This is a genomic window from Actomonas aquatica (assembly GCF_019679435.2).
GTDB lineage: Bacteria > Verrucomicrobiota > Verrucomicrobiia > Opitutales > Opitutaceae > Actomonas > Actomonas aquatica.
Genome location: NZ_CP139781.1, coordinates 279,579 through 295,503 on the forward strand (window position 1 = coordinate 279,579; position 15,925 = coordinate 295,503).

The 15,925-nt window shown below is 64.0% G+C and carries 11 protein-coding genes; 5 read left to right on the forward strand and 6 right to left on the reverse strand.

Annotation, left to right across the window (positions count from 1 at the left end; all coding sequences use genetic code 11):
- Positions 1–29: 29 nt before the first annotated feature.
- The gene (locus K1X11_RS01090) at positions 30–4,025 is read right to left on the reverse strand and encodes an autotransporter-associated beta strand repeat-containing protein (protein ID WP_221028982.1); all 3,996 of its coding nucleotides are present in this window, start codon (positions 4,023–4,025) and stop codon (positions 30–32) included.
- Between the two features lie 418 nt (positions 4,026–4,443).
- Between K1X11_RS01090 and cobA the strand changes: the two genes are divergently transcribed.
- From cobA to K1X11_RS01110, 4 genes are all read left to right on the forward strand, one after another.
- Positions 4,444–5,979 carry a uroporphyrinogen-III C-methyltransferase gene (gene cobA, locus K1X11_RS01095; protein ID WP_221028981.1) on the forward strand — a complete coding sequence of 512 codons (1,536 nt, stop codon included), beginning with the start codon at positions 4,444–4,446 and terminating at the stop codon, positions 5,977–5,979.
- Between the two features lie 84 nt (positions 5,980–6,063).
- Positions 6,064–7,161: a DegT/DnrJ/EryC1/StrS family aminotransferase gene (locus tag K1X11_RS01100; protein WP_221028980.1), complete on the forward strand. Its 1,098-nt coding sequence runs from the start codon at positions 6,064–6,066 to the stop codon at positions 7,159–7,161.
- On the forward strand, positions 7,158–7,829 hold the full coding sequence (locus K1X11_RS01105) for a phosphoribosylanthranilate isomerase (protein ID WP_221028979.1): 672 nt from the start codon (positions 7,158–7,160) through the stop codon (positions 7,827–7,829). Before K1X11_RS01100 ends, K1X11_RS01105 begins: the two co-directional genes overlap by 4 nt.
- Before the next feature lie 300 nt (positions 7,830–8,129).
- A complete protein-coding gene (locus tag K1X11_RS01110; RefSeq protein ID WP_221028978.1) occupies positions 8,130–9,527 on the forward strand; it encodes an MFS transporter in 1,398 nt (465 codons plus the stop codon).
- 132 nt (positions 9,528–9,659) lie between these two features.
- Here K1X11_RS01110 and K1X11_RS01115 read toward each other — a convergent pair whose 3' ends face one another.
- The 4 genes from K1X11_RS01115 to K1X11_RS01130 are packed head-to-tail and all read right to left on the reverse strand — an operon-like array spanning position 9,660 to position 13,544.
- A complete protein-coding gene (locus K1X11_RS01115) occupies positions 9,660–10,715 on the reverse strand; it encodes an ABC transporter substrate-binding protein (RefSeq protein WP_221028977.1) in 1,056 nt (351 codons plus the stop codon).
- A complete protein-coding gene (locus K1X11_RS01120) occupies positions 10,712–11,482 on the reverse strand; it encodes an ABC transporter permease (protein WP_221028976.1) in 771 nt (256 codons plus the stop codon). The genes K1X11_RS01115 and K1X11_RS01120 overlap by 4 nt, the downstream gene beginning before the upstream one ends.
- Entirely contained in the window at positions 11,479–12,381 is a 903-nt protein-coding gene (locus tag K1X11_RS01125; protein ID WP_221028975.1) for an ABC transporter permease, read from the reverse strand. Before K1X11_RS01125 ends, K1X11_RS01120 begins: the two co-directional genes overlap by 4 nt.
- Positions 12,378–13,544 (reverse strand): ABC transporter ATP-binding protein, encoded by a 1,167-nt coding sequence (locus K1X11_RS01130; protein ID WP_221028974.1) that lies wholly within the window; start codon positions 13,542–13,544, stop codon positions 12,378–12,380. Before K1X11_RS01130 ends, K1X11_RS01125 begins: the two co-directional genes overlap by 4 nt.
- Before the next feature lie 146 nt (positions 13,545–13,690).
- Between K1X11_RS01130 and K1X11_RS01135 the strand changes: the two genes are divergently transcribed.
- Positions 13,691–14,818 carry a lactonase family protein gene (locus tag K1X11_RS01135; protein WP_221028973.1) on the forward strand — a complete coding sequence of 376 codons (1,128 nt, stop codon included), beginning with the start codon at positions 13,691–13,693 and terminating at the stop codon, positions 14,816–14,818.
- A 36-nt stretch (positions 14,819–14,854) separates the two neighbouring features.
- Here K1X11_RS01135 and K1X11_RS01140 read toward each other — a convergent pair whose 3' ends face one another.
- The gene (locus K1X11_RS01140; RefSeq protein WP_221028972.1) at positions 14,855–15,835 is read right to left on the reverse strand and encodes a hypothetical protein; all 981 of its coding nucleotides are present in this window, start codon (positions 15,833–15,835) and stop codon (positions 14,855–14,857) included.
- Between the last annotated feature and the right edge of the window lie 90 nt (positions 15,836–15,925).

A 15,925-nucleotide genomic window follows, 5' to 3' on the forward strand; every position in this document is an offset into this window, starting at 1 on the left:
GTTAAGGGTCGGCTGAAGCCGACCCTACTTTAAACTTCAGCTTTTGACTTCAACTGCTTCCGGCGGCGGCGCAGGGCGTAGAGCCCGCCGAGACCGCTCATGAGCAAGAAGCCATAGGTGCTGGGCTCGGGGACGGTGATCTCGTTGGCGCCGTAGTCGTAGGTGAGCCAGATGGTGTCGGCCGCCGTGAAACCATCGAAGGTGATCTGCGCGGTCGTGCCGTTGCGTTCGTCGAGGGTCGCGCCGGTGAAGTTGGTCGCGGTCCAGAGGTCGTAGAAGCTACTCCAACTGGTGGCGTAGATGGTGCCGCCGAGGTCGATCTCGAGCGTGCCGATGTTGAGGGTGGCGATGTCGGTGCCGGCGAAATCGATCACGCTGTCACCCGTGACGCGGAGGGTGCCGACGTCGAAGGTGGTGCCATCGTTGACGAGGTTGAGCGTGGTATTGTCGGCGAGGAGGAGGGTGCCGCCGAAGTCGAAGTTATCGACGATGTTGAGGGTGTTGCCGGCGGTGAGTTCGATCGTGCCGGTGGAGGCGGAGCCGTCCGCCGCGCCGATGGTGCCGCCGTTGAGGGTGAGGATGCCGTCGACGTTGAGGGTGCCGGTGAAGGCGCCACTGTTGCCGATCTGGTCGATGGTGAGGTCGCCGCCGGAGGCGATAGTGAGGGTGCCGCTGCCGTTGAGGTCGTCGATGACCTCGGTGTAGGAGCCGACGTTGAAGGTGCCGGACGCGCCGAGGTTCACATCCATGGTATTGGTGAGGATGTTGGAGGCGCCGAGGGCGTAGGTGCCACCGTTCACGTTGGTGGTGGCGTAGGTGTTGATGCCGGTGACGGTGAGGGTGCCGGCGCCGGTTTTGTTGAGCGTATTGAAGGTGTTGTTACCGTTGAAGGTGGTGTCGCCGATGGACTCGACGTCGAGGGTGGTGCCGGAGCCGGTGATGTTGCCATCGATGGTGAGGTCGGCGCCGGTCGCGGTGACGATGCGGGCATTGGCGGTCATGAGCACGCTGCCGCCCCAGGTGTTGGAGGTGCCGGCGAGGGCGCGGAGGGCACCGGAGCCGTCGTTGTTTTGGCCGGAGCCGGCGATCTGGAGGGACTCGGCGCCGATGGTGACGCCGTCGAGTTGGAGTTGGCCGCCGGAAAGGACCTGGGTGCCGCCGGCGGTGGCACCGAGACCGGAGTTGTTGTCGACGCGCACGATGCCGTCGGAGATGAGGGCGGTGCCGGTGAAAGAGTTGGCGCCGGAGAGTTCGAGGGTGCCGTCGCCGGTTTTGTTGAAGCCGCCGTTGGAGAGCACGGCGTTGATGTCGAGGGTGGCACCGGAGTCGACGACGATGGACTTGGCGCTGTCATTGTTCATGCCGAGGCGGCCCTCGATGGTGGCGGTGGTGCCACCGGAGGCGGTGAGGGTGCCGATGATGTCGAGGCGGTCGCCGGAGCCGGTGCCGTTCATGGCCACGATGGTGCCGCCGTTCATGGTGACGTCGTTGACGATCTCCTTGTAGCCCTGGAGGTCCCAGTAACCATCGGAGTTGATGGTAATGTTGGAGGAGTCGGAGATGAGGTTGTTGAAGAGGTAACCGTTGCCGCTCTCGGTGTGGCCCTGCTGGAAGACGGCGGAGCCGGCGGCGCCGATACCGTCACCCACCGTGACGTCGCCGAGAACGCCGGTGTCTTCGTTGTTGTAGGTGTTGAGGATGGTGGTGCCGTCCTGCAGGTAAAAGTCGGTGTCGGGCGAGATGATGGCGGGGTAGGCCTCGGAGTGATTGAGAGAGAGGGTGCCGGAGCCGGTTTTGTAGACATCGCCAGCGTCGGTGAAGTCGGCCTCGAAGATGATGTCGCCGCCGTCGGCGTTGAAGGTGACGTCGTAGCCGTTGAGGTCGAAGAGCGGCGAGGTGCCTTGGGTGCCGACGGTGAGGGAATCGGCGGTGGCGGAGAAGGTCGTGTCGCCGGTGAGGGAGAAGACCGAATCGAGGATGTTGTCGCCGGAGGAGCTGACCACGGCGCCTTGGCCGGAGGTGCCGGTGCCGGCGAGAGTGATGCCGGTCTCGGAGTCGATATCGATGCCGCCGGTGAGCTCGAGGGTGGCGCCGGACTGGATGGTGGTGGTGCCGCCGCCGGAGCCGAGGGCGTTGTCGGAGGCGGCGATGAGGGTGGTGCCGGAGCTCACGGTGAGGTCGCCGGAGAAGCTGTTGTTGCCGGAGAGGGTGAGGGAGTCGCTACCCGTGAGGGTGAAGTCGCCCGTGCCGGAGATGGCGCCGGCGAAGGTGGTGCCGGCGGTGCCGGTGGTGAAGCTGCCGCTGCCGAAGCTGATGGAGGAGGAGCTGCTGGCGCTGGCGATCGAACCGACGGTCTCGTTGTTGTTGTTAAGATTGAGCACGCCGCCGGCCGCGAGGGTGATGGCGCTGGAGTCGGCGATCTGGTTGGCGCTGTCGAGGCGAAGGGTGTCGGTGCCGGAGCCGTCGCCGATGGTGATGTCGCCGTTGAGGGCGTTGCCGCCGGCCATGTCGAGGGCGAGGGTGCCGCCGGCGACCGTGGTGGTGCCGGTGAAGGAGTTGCTGCCGGAGCCGTCGAGCGTGACGGTGCCGCTGCCGGATTTGGTGAGGTTGCCGGACCCGGCGATGGTGCCGGAGAAGGTGGAGCTGCCGGAGTTGACGCCGAGGGTGAGGTGGCCCGAGCCGAGGTCGATCTGGCCGGAGCCTGCGATGATGTTGAGGGATTCGGTGTTGCCGTTGAGGTCGAGCAGGCCGTCGGAGTTGATGGTGATGGTCGAGGCGTAGTCGACGATCTGGTTGCCAGACTGGTAGGTCACGGAGGCGGAGCCGGCTGCACCGGAGCCGTCGCCGATGTTGATGGAGCCCTGGCCGAGAGCGCTGGTGCCGTCGGTTTTGTTGAGAATGACTCCACCGTCGTTGAGGTTAAAACCGCCGGAGAAGGAATTGCCGCCGGAGCCCGAGAGGGTGAGGGTGCCGGATCCGTTTTTGGTGAGGGCGCTGCTGCCGGTGATCTGGCCGGAGGCGGTGATGTCGCCGGCGCCCTCAAGGGTGAGGGCGTTGGAGAGGGCGAGCTGATTGGTGAGGGTGAGGCTGCCGGCTTCGGAAGCGATGGTCGTGTTGCCGGTGAAGCTGAGGGAGGCGGTGAGGGTATTGTCACCAGAGATATTGCGGATCGCGCCGGTGCCGCCGTCGCCGGTGCCGGAGAGGGAAAAGTTGGACTCGTCGAGGTTGATGTCGCCCTGGAGGGCGAGGGTGGCGCCGTTGGCGATGACATTGCCGTAGGTGGCCGCGCCGAGGGCGTCGTCGCTGGCGGCGATGAGCGTGCCGCCGTCGATGTAGGTCAGGCCGCTATAGGTGTTGTCGCCGGAGAGGGTAAGGTCGCCGGTGCCAGCTTTGCGGAACGCGGCGTAGTTGTCAGTAATCGTGCCGGAAAACTCGGTATCGCTGGAGGTGTCGGTGATGAACGTGCTGCTGCGGAGGGAAAGGTTGCCGTCGCCGGAGAGCGCGCCGACGGTTTCGGTAAAGCTGCCCCAGTCGAACTGGAACGTCGCGCCGGAGTCGATGGAAAGGTCGGTGCTGTCGGAGAGCACGTTGGAGGCGTTGATCTGGAAGGTGCCCGCGTTGACGACGGTGTCCCCCGTGTAGGTGTGAGAACCGCCGGTGATATAGACGGTGCCTGCGCCCTCTTTGATCAGGCCGCCGGTGCCGGTGATGACGCCGTTGGCGCCGGTGAAGGTGATCGACCCGCTGGAATTTTGCGGATCAAGGGTGAGGGTGTTGCTCTGCAGATCGACGCCGTAGGTGAAGGTCAAAGCGCCACCAGCCTGGGTGGTGCGCCAGGTCTGGTCGCTGCCGATGCGGAGGTCGGCGTTGAAGGTGTGTGTCGTCCACGAACGCTCGTTCAGGATACCGAGAGCGTCGGGTTCGTTGACGGCGTCGATGGTCACGAGACGATTGGCGTCGGCGAAGGTGATGGCATTGGAGCCGGCGGTGAACACGATGGAGCCGACCGTGCGGTTGGCATTCATCGTAACCGAGGTTTGAGAGCCCGCGCCGCTGAAAACGGCTGCCTCGGTATTGTTATCGGGACGGCCTCCGGACCAGTTGGAATTGCGGCCGAAATTTTGGTTACCATTGGATGTCCACGTCCGAATCGTCAGCTGGGCGGAGGCGGTAACAGCCAGCGCCAGCAGCCCGACAAAGCAGGCAACGAAGCGGCGCAAAAACTGACCCTTGGTGAGCATTGTATAGGAGTTTGTCCCTAGTTGTTACTTGAGTGCAATGACTACTGGGTAAGTAATCCTGCCCATTCGGACCTATTATAGGTGAACGAAATTCAGGCGAAATTTGTGGTGAGGCAAGATGATTGCGTTAGTTGCGGGCTAGAGGCGAGTCGAACGCGGTGCTTGGCTCCTGCGGCGGAATGTGAGATCGCTGCTCCTTCATATGGCTAGTGCAGGCATCGTTTATCTCGTGGGAGCAGGACCGGGTGACCTCGGTTTGGTGACGTTTCGGGCGCGTGAGTTGATCGCGAGCGCGGATGTTTTGGTTTACGACTATCTGGTCCACCCGGACCTCGTATCGTGGTGTGCGTCCGAATGTGAGGTGGTTTATGTCGGCAAAAAGGCCGGCTTCCACTCGGTGCCGCAGGCCGAGATCGAGGCGCTCTTGGTCGATCGCGCCAAAGCGGGCAAACGCGTGGTGCGCCTCAAGGGCGGCGACCCCTACGTCTTCGGGCGAGGCGGCGAGGAGGCCCGCGCACTGGCGGCGGATGGGATTCGTTTTGAGGTGGTGCCGGGCGTGACGGCCGCGTTGGCCGCGGGCGCATACGCGGGTATTCCGCTGACGCATCGCAATACCAGCTCGTCCCTCGTGCTCGTGACCGGCCATGAGGATCCGAACAAACATGAGCTGCAGGTCGACTGGCCGGCGCTGGGCGCGTTGCGCAACACGACGCTGGCGATCTACATGGGCATGAGTCGTCTCGCCGACATCATGGCAGGCCTGCAAAAAGGCGGGCTCGCGGCCGACACCCCGGCAGCGGTCGTGCAATGGGCCTCGCTCGGTCGCCAACGCAGTGTTACCGCGACGGTCGGGACGTTGGTGGAAGCGGTGGCGGAGGCCGGCCTGAAGGCACCGTCGATCATCTTCGTCGGCGACGTGGTGCTGCACCAGGAGACCGTCGATTGGTTTGAGCACCTTTCGCTCTTCGGTCGTCGCATCGCGATCACCCGCACGCGCGGCGGCAACAGTGGCTTGCGCGAGAAGTTGGAGCACCTCGGCGCCGAAGTCGTGGAGTTGCCGCTGATCAACGTGGTGCCGGATGTGCACCGGGAGAGTCTGATCGAGATCGTGTCGGAGCTCGGCTCCTACGACTGGATCGTTTTCACCAGCGCGAACGGCGTGAATATTTTCTTCGAGCAGTTTGCCAAAGCCTATGACGACGTGCGGGCGTTGGGGCTGCTGCGATTCGCCTGTGTGGGTGAAGCGACGGCGCGGGCGGTGCGCAGTCGTTGGTTGAAGGTGGAGTGTCAGCCCGAGATCGCGACGGCCGATGCGCTGGCGGATGCGCTCATTGCGACTGACAGCCTCGACAGCGCCAAAGTCATCGTGGTGACCGGCAATCGAAATCGCGAAACGCTGGTCAAGCGGCTCGAAGAGGAAGGCCGGGCGATAGTTGATGTGTTGCCGCTTTATCGCACCGAGAAGCTCGACCTGTCGGAGAATCCGGCGGCGCACGATTTCCGGGAAAAGGGCGCCGATGCCATCCTCTTCGCCAGCTCCTCGGCGGTGGAAGCGTTCACCGCGCAAGCCAAGGCCCTCGCGTTGGAAGACGGCGCGAAGCGTCCTCTGGCCGGGTCGATCGGACCGCAAACATCCGACACCATGAAACAGCTGGGCATGCCGATCGCGTTTGAGGCCAAAAAACCTGGACTCGACGATTTGGTCGCCGCCCTCGTGGCGCGGCTGGCGAAAGACTGAACTCCTCCCGTGGCGGTGCGGTGGTCGCAGCGGGTGCTTGCGGCGCCACCGAACCCGATGCACGTTGCGTCCCCCTCGATTATCATGAAGGTTCCGTTTCTCGACCTCTCCCGTGTCCACGCCGCGCTGCGGGTGGAAATTCTCTCTTCCTTTGCCGCGACCTACGACGCGGGCCGGTTTTGTCTCGGGGCCGATGTGGTCGCGTTTGAGGAAGCGTTTAGCGCGTCCGCCGGAGCTCCCGCCGTCGGCGTGGCCAACGGCACGGCCGCGCTGCATCTGGCGGCGCGGGCGCTCGATCTCGGGCCCGGGGACGATGTGATCGTGCCGGCCTTTACCTTCATTGCCAGCGCCTGGACGGCGAGCTACGTCGGCGCGCGTCCGGTGTTTTGCGACATCGATCCGAAGACCTTCAATGCGACGGCGGAGACGATCGAAGCCGCGCTTACGCCGCAGACCAAGGCGATCGTGGTGGTGCACCTCTTCGGTCAGGCGGCCGACATGGATCCGATTCTGGCCTTGGCGGAGAAGCACGGCCTGCCGGTGATCGAAGACTGTGCGCAGGCGCATCTCGCCACTTACAAGGGCAAGCCGGTGGGCACGATGGGGGCGGTGGGCACCTTCAGTTTTTACCCGACCAAAAACCTCGGTGGCGTGGGCGAGGGCGGGGCGGTCATTTCGCAGCACGAAGCCCTGCTCGACAAGGTGCGGCTCCTGCGCGTGCACGGTTCCAACGTGCGTTACCAACATGACGCGGTCGGCTACAACTACCGCCTGGAAGGGCTGCAGGCCGGTGCCCTGAAGGTGAAGCTGGCTCACCTGCCGAAGTGGACCGCGCGGCGGCGGGAGATTGCGGCCCGCTATCGTGCGGGTATCACACTGGCGGATACGGTGCTGCCGCAAGTGGCGCCGTGGGGCGATTCGGTCTATCACCAGTTCACTATTTTGCAGCCGAACCGTGATGGTTTGCGGGAGCACCTCATGGCGGCCGGGGTGGGCACCGACCTGATCTACCCGCGTGCCCTGCACCAGCAGCCCTGCTATGCCGAGATCGGTCCGGCGGAAGGTGCGCTGCCGGTCGCGGAAGAGACCGCCCGCACCTGTCTGAGCCTGCCGATCTTCGCGGAACTCAAGGACGAGGAAGTCGATTACGTCATCGAGAGCATCAACGCCTTTGCGGGATGATTGATGGGGTGAGGCTCAAGGTCTGTGGTCTGACCACGCTGGTGGACGCGGAATACGCGGACCGGGCGGGGGCCGATTGCTTGGGTTTTATCCTGTATCCCAAGTCCCCGCGTTACGTTTCTTTGCGGCAGTTTTGCGATATGGCTCCGCGGCTCCCGGAGGGGCGGAAGCGCGTGGCGGTGATGGTCGAGCCGGAGGCGTCTGCTTTGGCCGATGTCTTGGCGGCGGGCTTTGATCGGGTGCAGATTCACTTTCGGCTGGAGGTCGGAGCGGAGCAGGTGGCGGCGTGGTCGACGCAGGTTGGCCGGGAACGTCTCTGGTTCGCGCCGAAGCTGCCGCCGGAAGTGGATGTGCCCGGGTGGATCCTGAGCGCTGCCGATACGATCCTGATGGACACCTTCCACCGGGGTGGCTTCGGCGGCTCCGGTCAGGTCGGCGATTGGTCGAAGTTTCAGCGCCATCAGGCGGCGCATCCGCAGCACACGTGGGTGTTGGCCGGGGGGCTGAATCCGGCGAACATTGGCGAAGCGATCTGTTCGGCGGGAGCGCGCTTTGTGGATGCCAACAGCGGCATCGAAACCGCGCCGGGCATCAAGGACCACGCGAAGCTGCGCGCCTTCATTTTGGCGATTCATCGGGCGCGTGAAGCGGCGCTGAAGGCGACCTAACGAGCCCGGCGAGCCAGAGGTTCGTTGCTCGGTTATTGAGTCTATTTTCCGGCTCCCTACGGAGGAGGAGCGGTTTGGTGGGCGCGGACGCATGATGACTCGTTTCCGGGTTGCCTGCGGCGCGGAGCACGACACGATCCGGGCGCACTGGCCCGTGCCTGCGGAGCTGGTGTTCCCTAACCCTGACCAGATTCCATTCAACCCTAGACCCCTTGCCGCTAGTCGAGTCCAAGGGCGTGACTCCTGCCGATGTCGGGAGCCGCGTGTCGAACGACCCGCCGCGCAAAGCAGCTCCTTCCCATGAGTAATCCCTCCGCGTCTGTCCCTGCTGCCGAAGACGCCGCCGCGAAACTGAAGATGTCCGAGAAAGTCGGATACGCCTTTGGTGACTTCGCGTCGTGCCTCTACTTCGGCATCTTCATGAACTTCCTGACCTACTATTACACGGATGTGATGGTGATCGGGGCACTGGCTGCCAGCGCGATGATCGCGTCGGTGCGGACGTGGGACTGGATCAACGACGCCATCATGGGCGTGATCGCGGATCGCACGAAGTCGAAGATGGGCCGTTTCCGGCCGTGGCTGATTTGGATGATCCCGCCCTACATGATCATCGGTGTGCTCACCTTTACGGCGTTTGATCTCAGTGATTCCGGTCGGTTGGTTTACGCCTACATCACGTATACCGCGATCACGATGGTCTACACTGCGATCAACGTGCCGTATTCCGCACTGATGGGCGTGATGACGGCGAAGTCGGAGGAGCGCACGGTGTTGTCGTCTTTCCGGTTTGTCGGCGCGTTTGCCGGCACTGCGGTGGTGAGCGGCACGATGTTGCTGCTGGTGAAAGTTCTGGGCGGCGGCAACGAGCGTCTGGGCTTCACGTTGGCGGTGAGTGTTTACGCAGTCATCGCAGCCATTTCGTTCTTCATCACATTCAAGACGTCGAAGGAGCGCATCAAGCCGCCGCCCGCGCAAAAGAGCAACGTGTGGGCAGACCTGAAGGGACTCGCGAAGAACGGGCCTTGGGTGATGATGATCATCATCAGCGTGTTGACCATCATCTGGATCGCGGTGCGTGGTGGTGTCACCATTCACTACTTCAAATACGTGTCCGGTCACACGGAGTGGGGCGGGTATTTCCACCTCACCAGCAACATCGTCCAGTTGGTGGGCGTGTTGTTCACGAAACAGATCGCAGAGTTCCTCGGTGGAAAGCGTCGCGCGTTCATCATCATCAATTTCGCCTCGGCGATTTTCATCGCGCTGTTCTATTTCGTGCCGGCCGACAATCTGCCTCTTCTGATTGGTCACCAGATCATCAGTTGTGCGGTTTCCGCGCCGCTCATGCCGCTCTTCTGGTCGATGATCGCAGACACGGCGGACTGGGGCGCCTGGAAGCTCGGGCAGCGTTCGACGGGTCTGCTGTTCTCCGCTGGCACCTTGTCGCAGAAGATCGGTTGGTCTCTCGGTCCGGCTCTGTCCCTCGTGCTGCTCAACAGCTTCGGCTTCATTGCCAATCAGGATCAGTCCCCGGAGACCATCGAAGGTCTGCGCCTGATCATGAGTTGGATCCCGGCCGGTTTCGCGGTGCTCGCGGGCGTCGCGGTGTTCTTCTACAAGATCACGCCGGAAGTGGAGAAGGAGATGGAGGCAGCGATCGCGGCGAACCGCAGCGACGAAGCGGCGGCGAGCTAAGTCGACCGCGCCGCACCTCGATCCTCACCAACTATACGCAAAAAGACCGCCGGGTTATCCGGCGGTCTTTTTTGTGTGTGGGCCCCGCGTCCGATGGAGAGTGGGGCCGGCGGCGGGCTTTGCCGCTTCGTGTTATTGGGCGGCTTTTACGCGGTCCCAGGCGGCGGTGTATTTGGAGAGGTGTTCGCCGACGTCCTTGATCTGTTCACCCTTGGCGAGGAGGTCCTGCGGGATGACCACGATGGGGTTCTGCAGCACCTCTTCGGAGAGGTGGTTGTAGGCGGCCCAGTTGGGGCAGAGGTAGGAGTTGAACTCGGTGTTGCGGGCGGCGATCTCCGGATCGTGGAGGAAGTTGATGAACTTCTCGGCCAGCTCGACGTTGTCGGCGCCGGACGGGATGGCCATGGTGTCTTCCCACATCGGGAAACCCTCACGGGGCAGGGCGAAGGCGATGTTGGGATCTTCGTTCTCATCGATGATCTGCTGGATGTCACCACCCCAAGCCTGCACGACGTAGAACTCGGAGGAGGCGATACCGGCCTTGAAGGCTTCGGAGGCGAACTGGGCGATGTTGCGCTTCCATTCGATGGCGAGATCGGCGGCCTGCTCGATCTCAGCGGCATCGATGCTGTTGAGGCTGTAACCCTTGACCTTGAGGGCGGCGCCCAGGACTTCGCGGTAGTCGTCGAGCAGGGTCATGCGGCCGGCGAGCTTGCTGCGGCCGAACATGGTCCAGGTCGCGTCGAAGTCATCGATCTGATCCTTGCGGTAGGCGATGCCGGTGGCGCCGGTCATGTAGGGCACGCTCCACTCCATCTTTTTGTCGATGGAAACGTTGCCCACGAAGATCGGGTCGAGGTTCTTGAGATTGGGAATGTTGTCGTGGTTGATCTTCTGCAGCAGGCCCTCGTCGGCCATCATGCCCACGACGTAGCTGGACGGAAACACGAGGTCGTAGCCGGTGGCGCCGCCCTTGAGCTTGGCGTGCATGACTTCATTGGAGTCGTAGACGTCGACGATGACTTCGCAGTCGTTGGCGGCGGCGAACTCCTCGACCAAACCATCGGCCAGGTAGTCACTCCAGATATACACATGCAGCACCGGCTTCTTCTTGGCGCAGGAGGTGAAGACGAGGGCGAGGGCGGCGACCAGGCCGACCGCGAGGAAGCGCAGGATGGGTCTTTTCATGTTTGGGATCGGGTGAAACGTTGGCTGAGGAGAACGATGACAAAGGTCACGGTCATGAAGATGACACTCAAGGCATTGATGACCTGCGGCGAACTGCGGCGCATCATGCTGAAGATCTTCACCGGCAGGGTGGTATTGCCGGGACCGGACACGAGGAAGGTAATCACAAAGTCGTCGATGCTGAGGGTGAACGCGAGCAGGGCGCCTGCAGCAAGACCCGGGCCCAGCAGCGGCAACAGGATGCGACGGATGATCGTGCCCCAACCCGCACCGAGATCCTGGGCGGCCTCGATCATGGCCGGGTCAAAATCCTGCAGACGGCCGAGCATCACCAGCGTGACGTAACTCAGGCAAAAGGTGGTGTGGGCGAGCACGATGGTGGTGAGGCTGAGCTGCGCGCCGACGTTCACGAAAAGGAACAGCAGGCTGAGGCCCATGAGGATGTCGGGCACCACCAACGGCGCGTAGATGAGGCCGTAGTGGACGCGCTGCGTGCGCGTCTTGAAGTGGTGGATACACCAGGCGGCGAGGGCGCCGAGCACGACGGACAGCAGCGTCGAGAGCAGGGCGATCAGGAGCGTGTTCCAGGCTGCCTGATGGATGTCGGTGCGGGCCCAGAGCTCTTCATACCAGCGGAAGGAGAAGCCGTTCCACTGGCCGCCGAACTTGGCGGCGTTGAAGGACTGCACGATCAACATGCCGATGGGCAGGTAGAAGAACACCAGCACCAGCAGGCCGGTGAGCAGCGGGATGCGGCTCTGCTTCACGGGTGGCTTCCTCCCGGTCCGGCGGCGACGGCGGGACCGTCGGTGGCAGCCGGGGTTTCCCGTTGATCCTTGCGGCGCAGGAAGGCGGCGATGCCGAGGGGCACGAGGATGACGAGGGTGAGCACGGCGCCGAGCGCGGCGGCTTCGGGCAGGTTGCGATCGGTGGTGGCGCGCTGGGCGATCTTGTTGCCGATCATCTCACTGCTGGGACCACCCACGATGGCCGGAATGGCGTAGGAGCCGAGCGCCGGGATAAAGACGATGAGGAACGCGGTCAGGAGGCCGGTGCGAATGCCGGGCAGGAAGATGGAGCGGAAGGCCCGCCATTTGGTGGCGCCGAGATCGCGGGCGGCGTCGAGCAGGGAGAAGTCGAATTTCTCGGCGGCGGCGTAGAGCGGCAGGATGGCGAACGGCAGGTAGGTGTTGATCAATACCAGCAGGATCGCGCCGTTGTTGTAGAGGAGCTGGTCGTTGGGCTGGGCCCAACCGAAGAACACGAGCAGGTTCTTCAAACCGCCGTCAGGGTGCAGCAGGGTGCGCCACGCGAAGATGCGGATGAGGAAATTGGTCCAGAACGGCAGGATGATGAGGATGAGCACGCGTTGCCGCCAGAGGCGCGGCAGGCGGGCGATCCAGTAGGCGACGGGCACGCCGAGCAGCAGGCAGACAACCGTGCAGATGATGCTCAGCCAGATCGTGCGCCAGATGATGGCGGGGTAAATCGGGTTGGCGAGGGTGCGCCAGGTGTCGAGGGTCCAGCCCTCGCCGACGCTGCCGCTGAGCTCGGCCGGTTTGAAAGAGTAGGCGAAGACCAGCAGCGTGGGCACCGCGAAGAACGCCACCAGCCACACGAAGCTGGGCACCGTCAACAGGGACTCCGTCCAACGCGGCCGTTTCATGAGGCGGCGGTGACCTCCTTGACGGGCTCCTCGATGAGGTATCCGTCATTGGCATACCAGCTGAGGAACACCTCTTCGTTCCAGGTGATTTCCTTGTAGTCGGGCAGGTAACGTCGGTGTTGTTTCCAGACCGAAAGCATGCGGTCGCCGACTTTGATGCGGTAGTGGGTGCGGGAGCCGAGATAGATGAGGTCTTCGACGACGCCGCGAATCGTATTTTGGCCGTGGTGGTGCGGCGGGCATTCGCGGCGCAGGGCGATACGCTCGGGGCGGATGCTGAGCACGGCGCGGGCCCCGGGTTGGAGGGCGTGTTCACCGTCGGCGAGGAAGACGCGACCGTGGGCTTCCTGGCCGTCCCAGCCGTGGCTGATGGTGCCGAGCTCGTCGGTGGCGAGGGCGAGAGTCGGTTCGCCGTTGCCGCCGGGCACGACGGTGGCGTCGATGAGATTGGTATCGCCGACAAAACCGGCGACGAAGCGGCTGTGGGGCGTTTCGTAAACCTCCATGGGCGTGCCGACCTGCTCGAGACGGCCTTCGCTCATGACGCCCACGCGGTCGCTCAGTGACATGGCTTCACCCTGGTCGTGAGTCACGTAGAGGAAGGTGATGCCCACTTTATCGTGAATGTTCTCGAGCTCGATGAGCATGCGCTGGCGCAGCTTGAGATCGAGGGCGGCGAGCGGTTCGTCGAGGAGGAGGAGGCGCGGCTGATTGACGAGGGCGCGGGCGATGGCGACGCGTTGTTTTTGGCCACCGCTGATCTGGTGCGGGCGCTTGGCGGCGTGCTCGTGCAGGTCGATGAGGTCGAGCATGCGATCGACCTCGGCATTGACCTCGGCGGGAGGGCGCTTGGCGACGGTGAGGCCGAAACCGATGTTTTCGCGCACGGTCAGGTGCGGGAAGAGCGCGTAGTTTTGAAAGACCGTATTGATGGGGCGCCGGTTGGGCGGAACGTTGGTGAGGTCCTGTCCATCCACGATGACGCGACCGGCCGTCGGCGTGAGGAAGCCGCCGAGAATGCGCAGCAGGGTGGTTTTGCCGCTGCCGCTCGGCCCCAGCAGGGAGAAGACCTCGCCCTGATTGAGCGCCAAGGACGTGTCGGTGACCACGGTCTGGTCGCCGTAACGATGGGTGATGTTCTGCAGCTCAATAAACGCGCCCATTTTGGGGGTTCAATTGGAGGACGAAGCCGGGGGTGGCCAGCACGAACATGCACCGGACCAATCGGATACGGCTTCGGCGAGGTAGTGGGCGCAAGGATACCGTGTTTTTGCTGTCGGCGCGCGGCGAATTCGTCTGAATGGCGCGCATGAGACAATGGCTTGCAACGCTTTCGGTGATCGCGGTGGGAATGGCGGCAGTGGGCGCGCCCGAAGCGCGGACGGAGTCGCGGCCGCTGTGGGTGCAGGGCGGCGCGGGGATTCATCGCTTGGAGTTGGACGACGAAACCGGCGCGTTGGCGGGACCGGAGGCGTTGGAAGCGTTTGCGGGCAGCTCGTGGCTGGTGGCGCATCCGACGCGCAACGTGGTGTTCTCCAGCCGCGGCGGCGAGGTTGCCGGGATCGGCTATTATACGTTCGATGCGGGCGGGACGCTGACGGAGTTGGGGCGGCGGGCTCTGCCGGGCGGCGCGCCGACACATATCGCGATCTCGGCGGACGGGCGAATACTGGCGACCGCGCATTACGGCAGTGGGACGGTGAGCGTCATGCGGCTGGGCGATCCGGCGGTGATCGGTGCAGACGGCATCACGACCCTGGCGCTGCCGTTCATCGGCTCCGGCTCATCGCGGGCGCAGCAGCAAGCCCGGGCGCATTGGTTGGGTTTTCGCGCGGATGGGCGCCGTCTCGACGTGGTGGATCTGGGCAATGATTGCGTGTGGACGTTGGCGGTCGACGAGGAGGCAACGGCGTTGACGATCACGACCCGCTTGGAATTTCCGGCTGGAACCGGCCCGCGGCACATGGCGTTCGCGCCCGATGGCGAGTGGGCCTACGTGAACGGCGAACTCGACAGCACTGTGCACCTGCTGCGGCCGGCGGCGGACGGCATCGGCTACGAGCGTGTGGCGGGCTGGTCGACCTTGCCGGCTGATCACGACGAACCGAGCAACAGCACCTCGGAGGTGCGGGTGCACCCGTCGGGTCGTTTTCTCTACGTCGGCAATCGCGGACACGATTCCATCGCCGTGTTTTCCATCGATGCGGACGACGGGACTTTGACGGCAGTCGAGCAGGAGCCGGTGCGAGGCAGTTGGCCGCGCAACTTTGTGATCGACCCGAGCGGCCGCTGGCTGGTGGTGGCGGGACGTCACTCGAATACGGTGGCGGTGTTTGCGATCGATGCGGAGACCGGACGGCTGAGTTTCGTGCGGCGCAGCATCGTGAATGTGCCGGATCCGGTGCGGGTGTTGTTTGTGCCGAAGGCGCGGGAGTAGGCCGACGGGGACGGGGCGGTCCCTGATTGAAGGACCCTACGAGTTGACGGATGTCGTGCGGTAGACCTGGCCGAGTTGGCGGAAGAGGACTTCGAGGGCGTCGAGGTAGTCGGACTCGGGCATGCTGTCCCGGCGGGTGCGGAGTTGTTCGAGTTCGGCTTCGAGGGCGTCGCGGCGGCTGCGTTGCTCGGCGGTGAGCGCGCGTTCGGCCGCGGAGGGCACGAGGGACCAAACGCGGGCGCGGGCACCGTCCGGCACGGCGGTGGGATCGGTGGGCTTTTCGGCGAGGCGGGTGCCATTGAAGAAGTCGTAAGGCGTGCCGCGGCCGTCGCCGTTGTCGTCGATGAGAGCGTGTTCGGTGGCGAGGCGGTTTTGCTCGAGGTAGAAGGCCTGCACCTGCTGCGAGGCGGTGAGGAAGGCTTCGAGCAGGGAAGTCTGACCGTCGCGGTCGATGTCGGCTTCCGGATCAATCACGGCGCGAGCGAAACGCAGACCGAAGCGAGCATAGTTCACCTCATGACCACTTTCGGTCGCGGTGATGATGATGCGATTGGGCCGCGAGAGGGCGTTGACGAAGGGCGCGCTGGCGGAGCCGCCGTGCACAAACACCAGCGGGCGTTCGAAGCCGCCCAACCATTCGCCGAGCTCGGTGGCGGAGACGTCGGGACCGGCGAGGTTGAGCTGCGCGTTGCGCAGGTCGTAGGTGCCGTGGCCGACATAGACGATCCACAGTGGATCGTCCGCGACGGGGCGTTGGGCGGCGAGGGCAGTGATGAGTTGATCGCGCGGGGCCAGGCCGTCGTCGCTGTATCCATCGATTCGCGACACCGTGAGGTTGGCCGCGGCCGCGGCGTCGGCCCAGGCTTCGGCGGTTTCGGCGAAGACCTCGGCGTAGTCTTCTTCGCCGGGGGCGCCAACGAGGAGCAGCAGGTCGGCGGCGCGGAGGGCGGGGACGGTGATGAAGGAGAGAAGCGCCAACAAGGTGACGATGACGGGGCGTAGCGCGATGTCGGGCATAACCACGCCAGAGGACGGGCAAGAGCCCGACCCACATGGAGGTGCGGTGAGTTGAGGCAATTGTGGGTCGGGCTTTACGCCCGACAGGAT

Coding starts and splice junctions, on each gene's coding strand:
- K1X11_RS01090 (WP_221028982.1), bottom strand. CDS start 4,025: ATGAATGCCAACCGCACGGTCGGCTCCATCGTGTTCACCGCCGGCTCC.
- cobA (WP_221028981.1), top strand. CDS start 4,444: ATGGCTAGTGCAGGCATCGTTTATCTCGTGGGAGCAGGACCGGGTGAC.
- K1X11_RS01100 (WP_221028980.1), top strand. CDS start 6,064: ATGAAGGTTCCGTTTCTCGACCTCTCCCGTGTCCACGCCGCGCTGCGG.
- K1X11_RS01105 (WP_221028979.1), top strand. CDS start 7,158: ATGATTGATGGGGTGAGGCTCAAGGTCTGTGGTCTGACCACGCTGGTG.
- K1X11_RS01110 (WP_221028978.1), top strand. CDS start 8,130: ATGAGTAATCCCTCCGCGTCTGTCCCTGCTGCCGAAGACGCCGCCGCG.
- K1X11_RS01115 (WP_221028977.1), bottom strand. CDS start 10,715: ATGAAAAGACCCATCCTGCGCTTCCTCGCGGTCGGCCTGGTCGCCGCC.
- K1X11_RS01125 (WP_221028975.1), bottom strand. CDS start 12,381: ATGAAACGGCCGCGTTGGACGGAGTCCCTGTTGACGGTGCCCAGCTTC.
- K1X11_RS01130 (WP_221028974.1), bottom strand. CDS start 13,544: ATGGGCGCGTTTATTGAGCTGCAGAACATCACCCATCGTTACGGCGAC.
- K1X11_RS01135 (WP_221028973.1), top strand. CDS start 13,691: ATGAGACAATGGCTTGCAACGCTTTCGGTGATCGCGGTGGGAATGGCG.
- K1X11_RS01140 (WP_221028972.1), bottom strand. CDS start 15,835: ATGCCCGACATCGCGCTACGCCCCGTCATCGTCACCTTGTTGGCGCTT.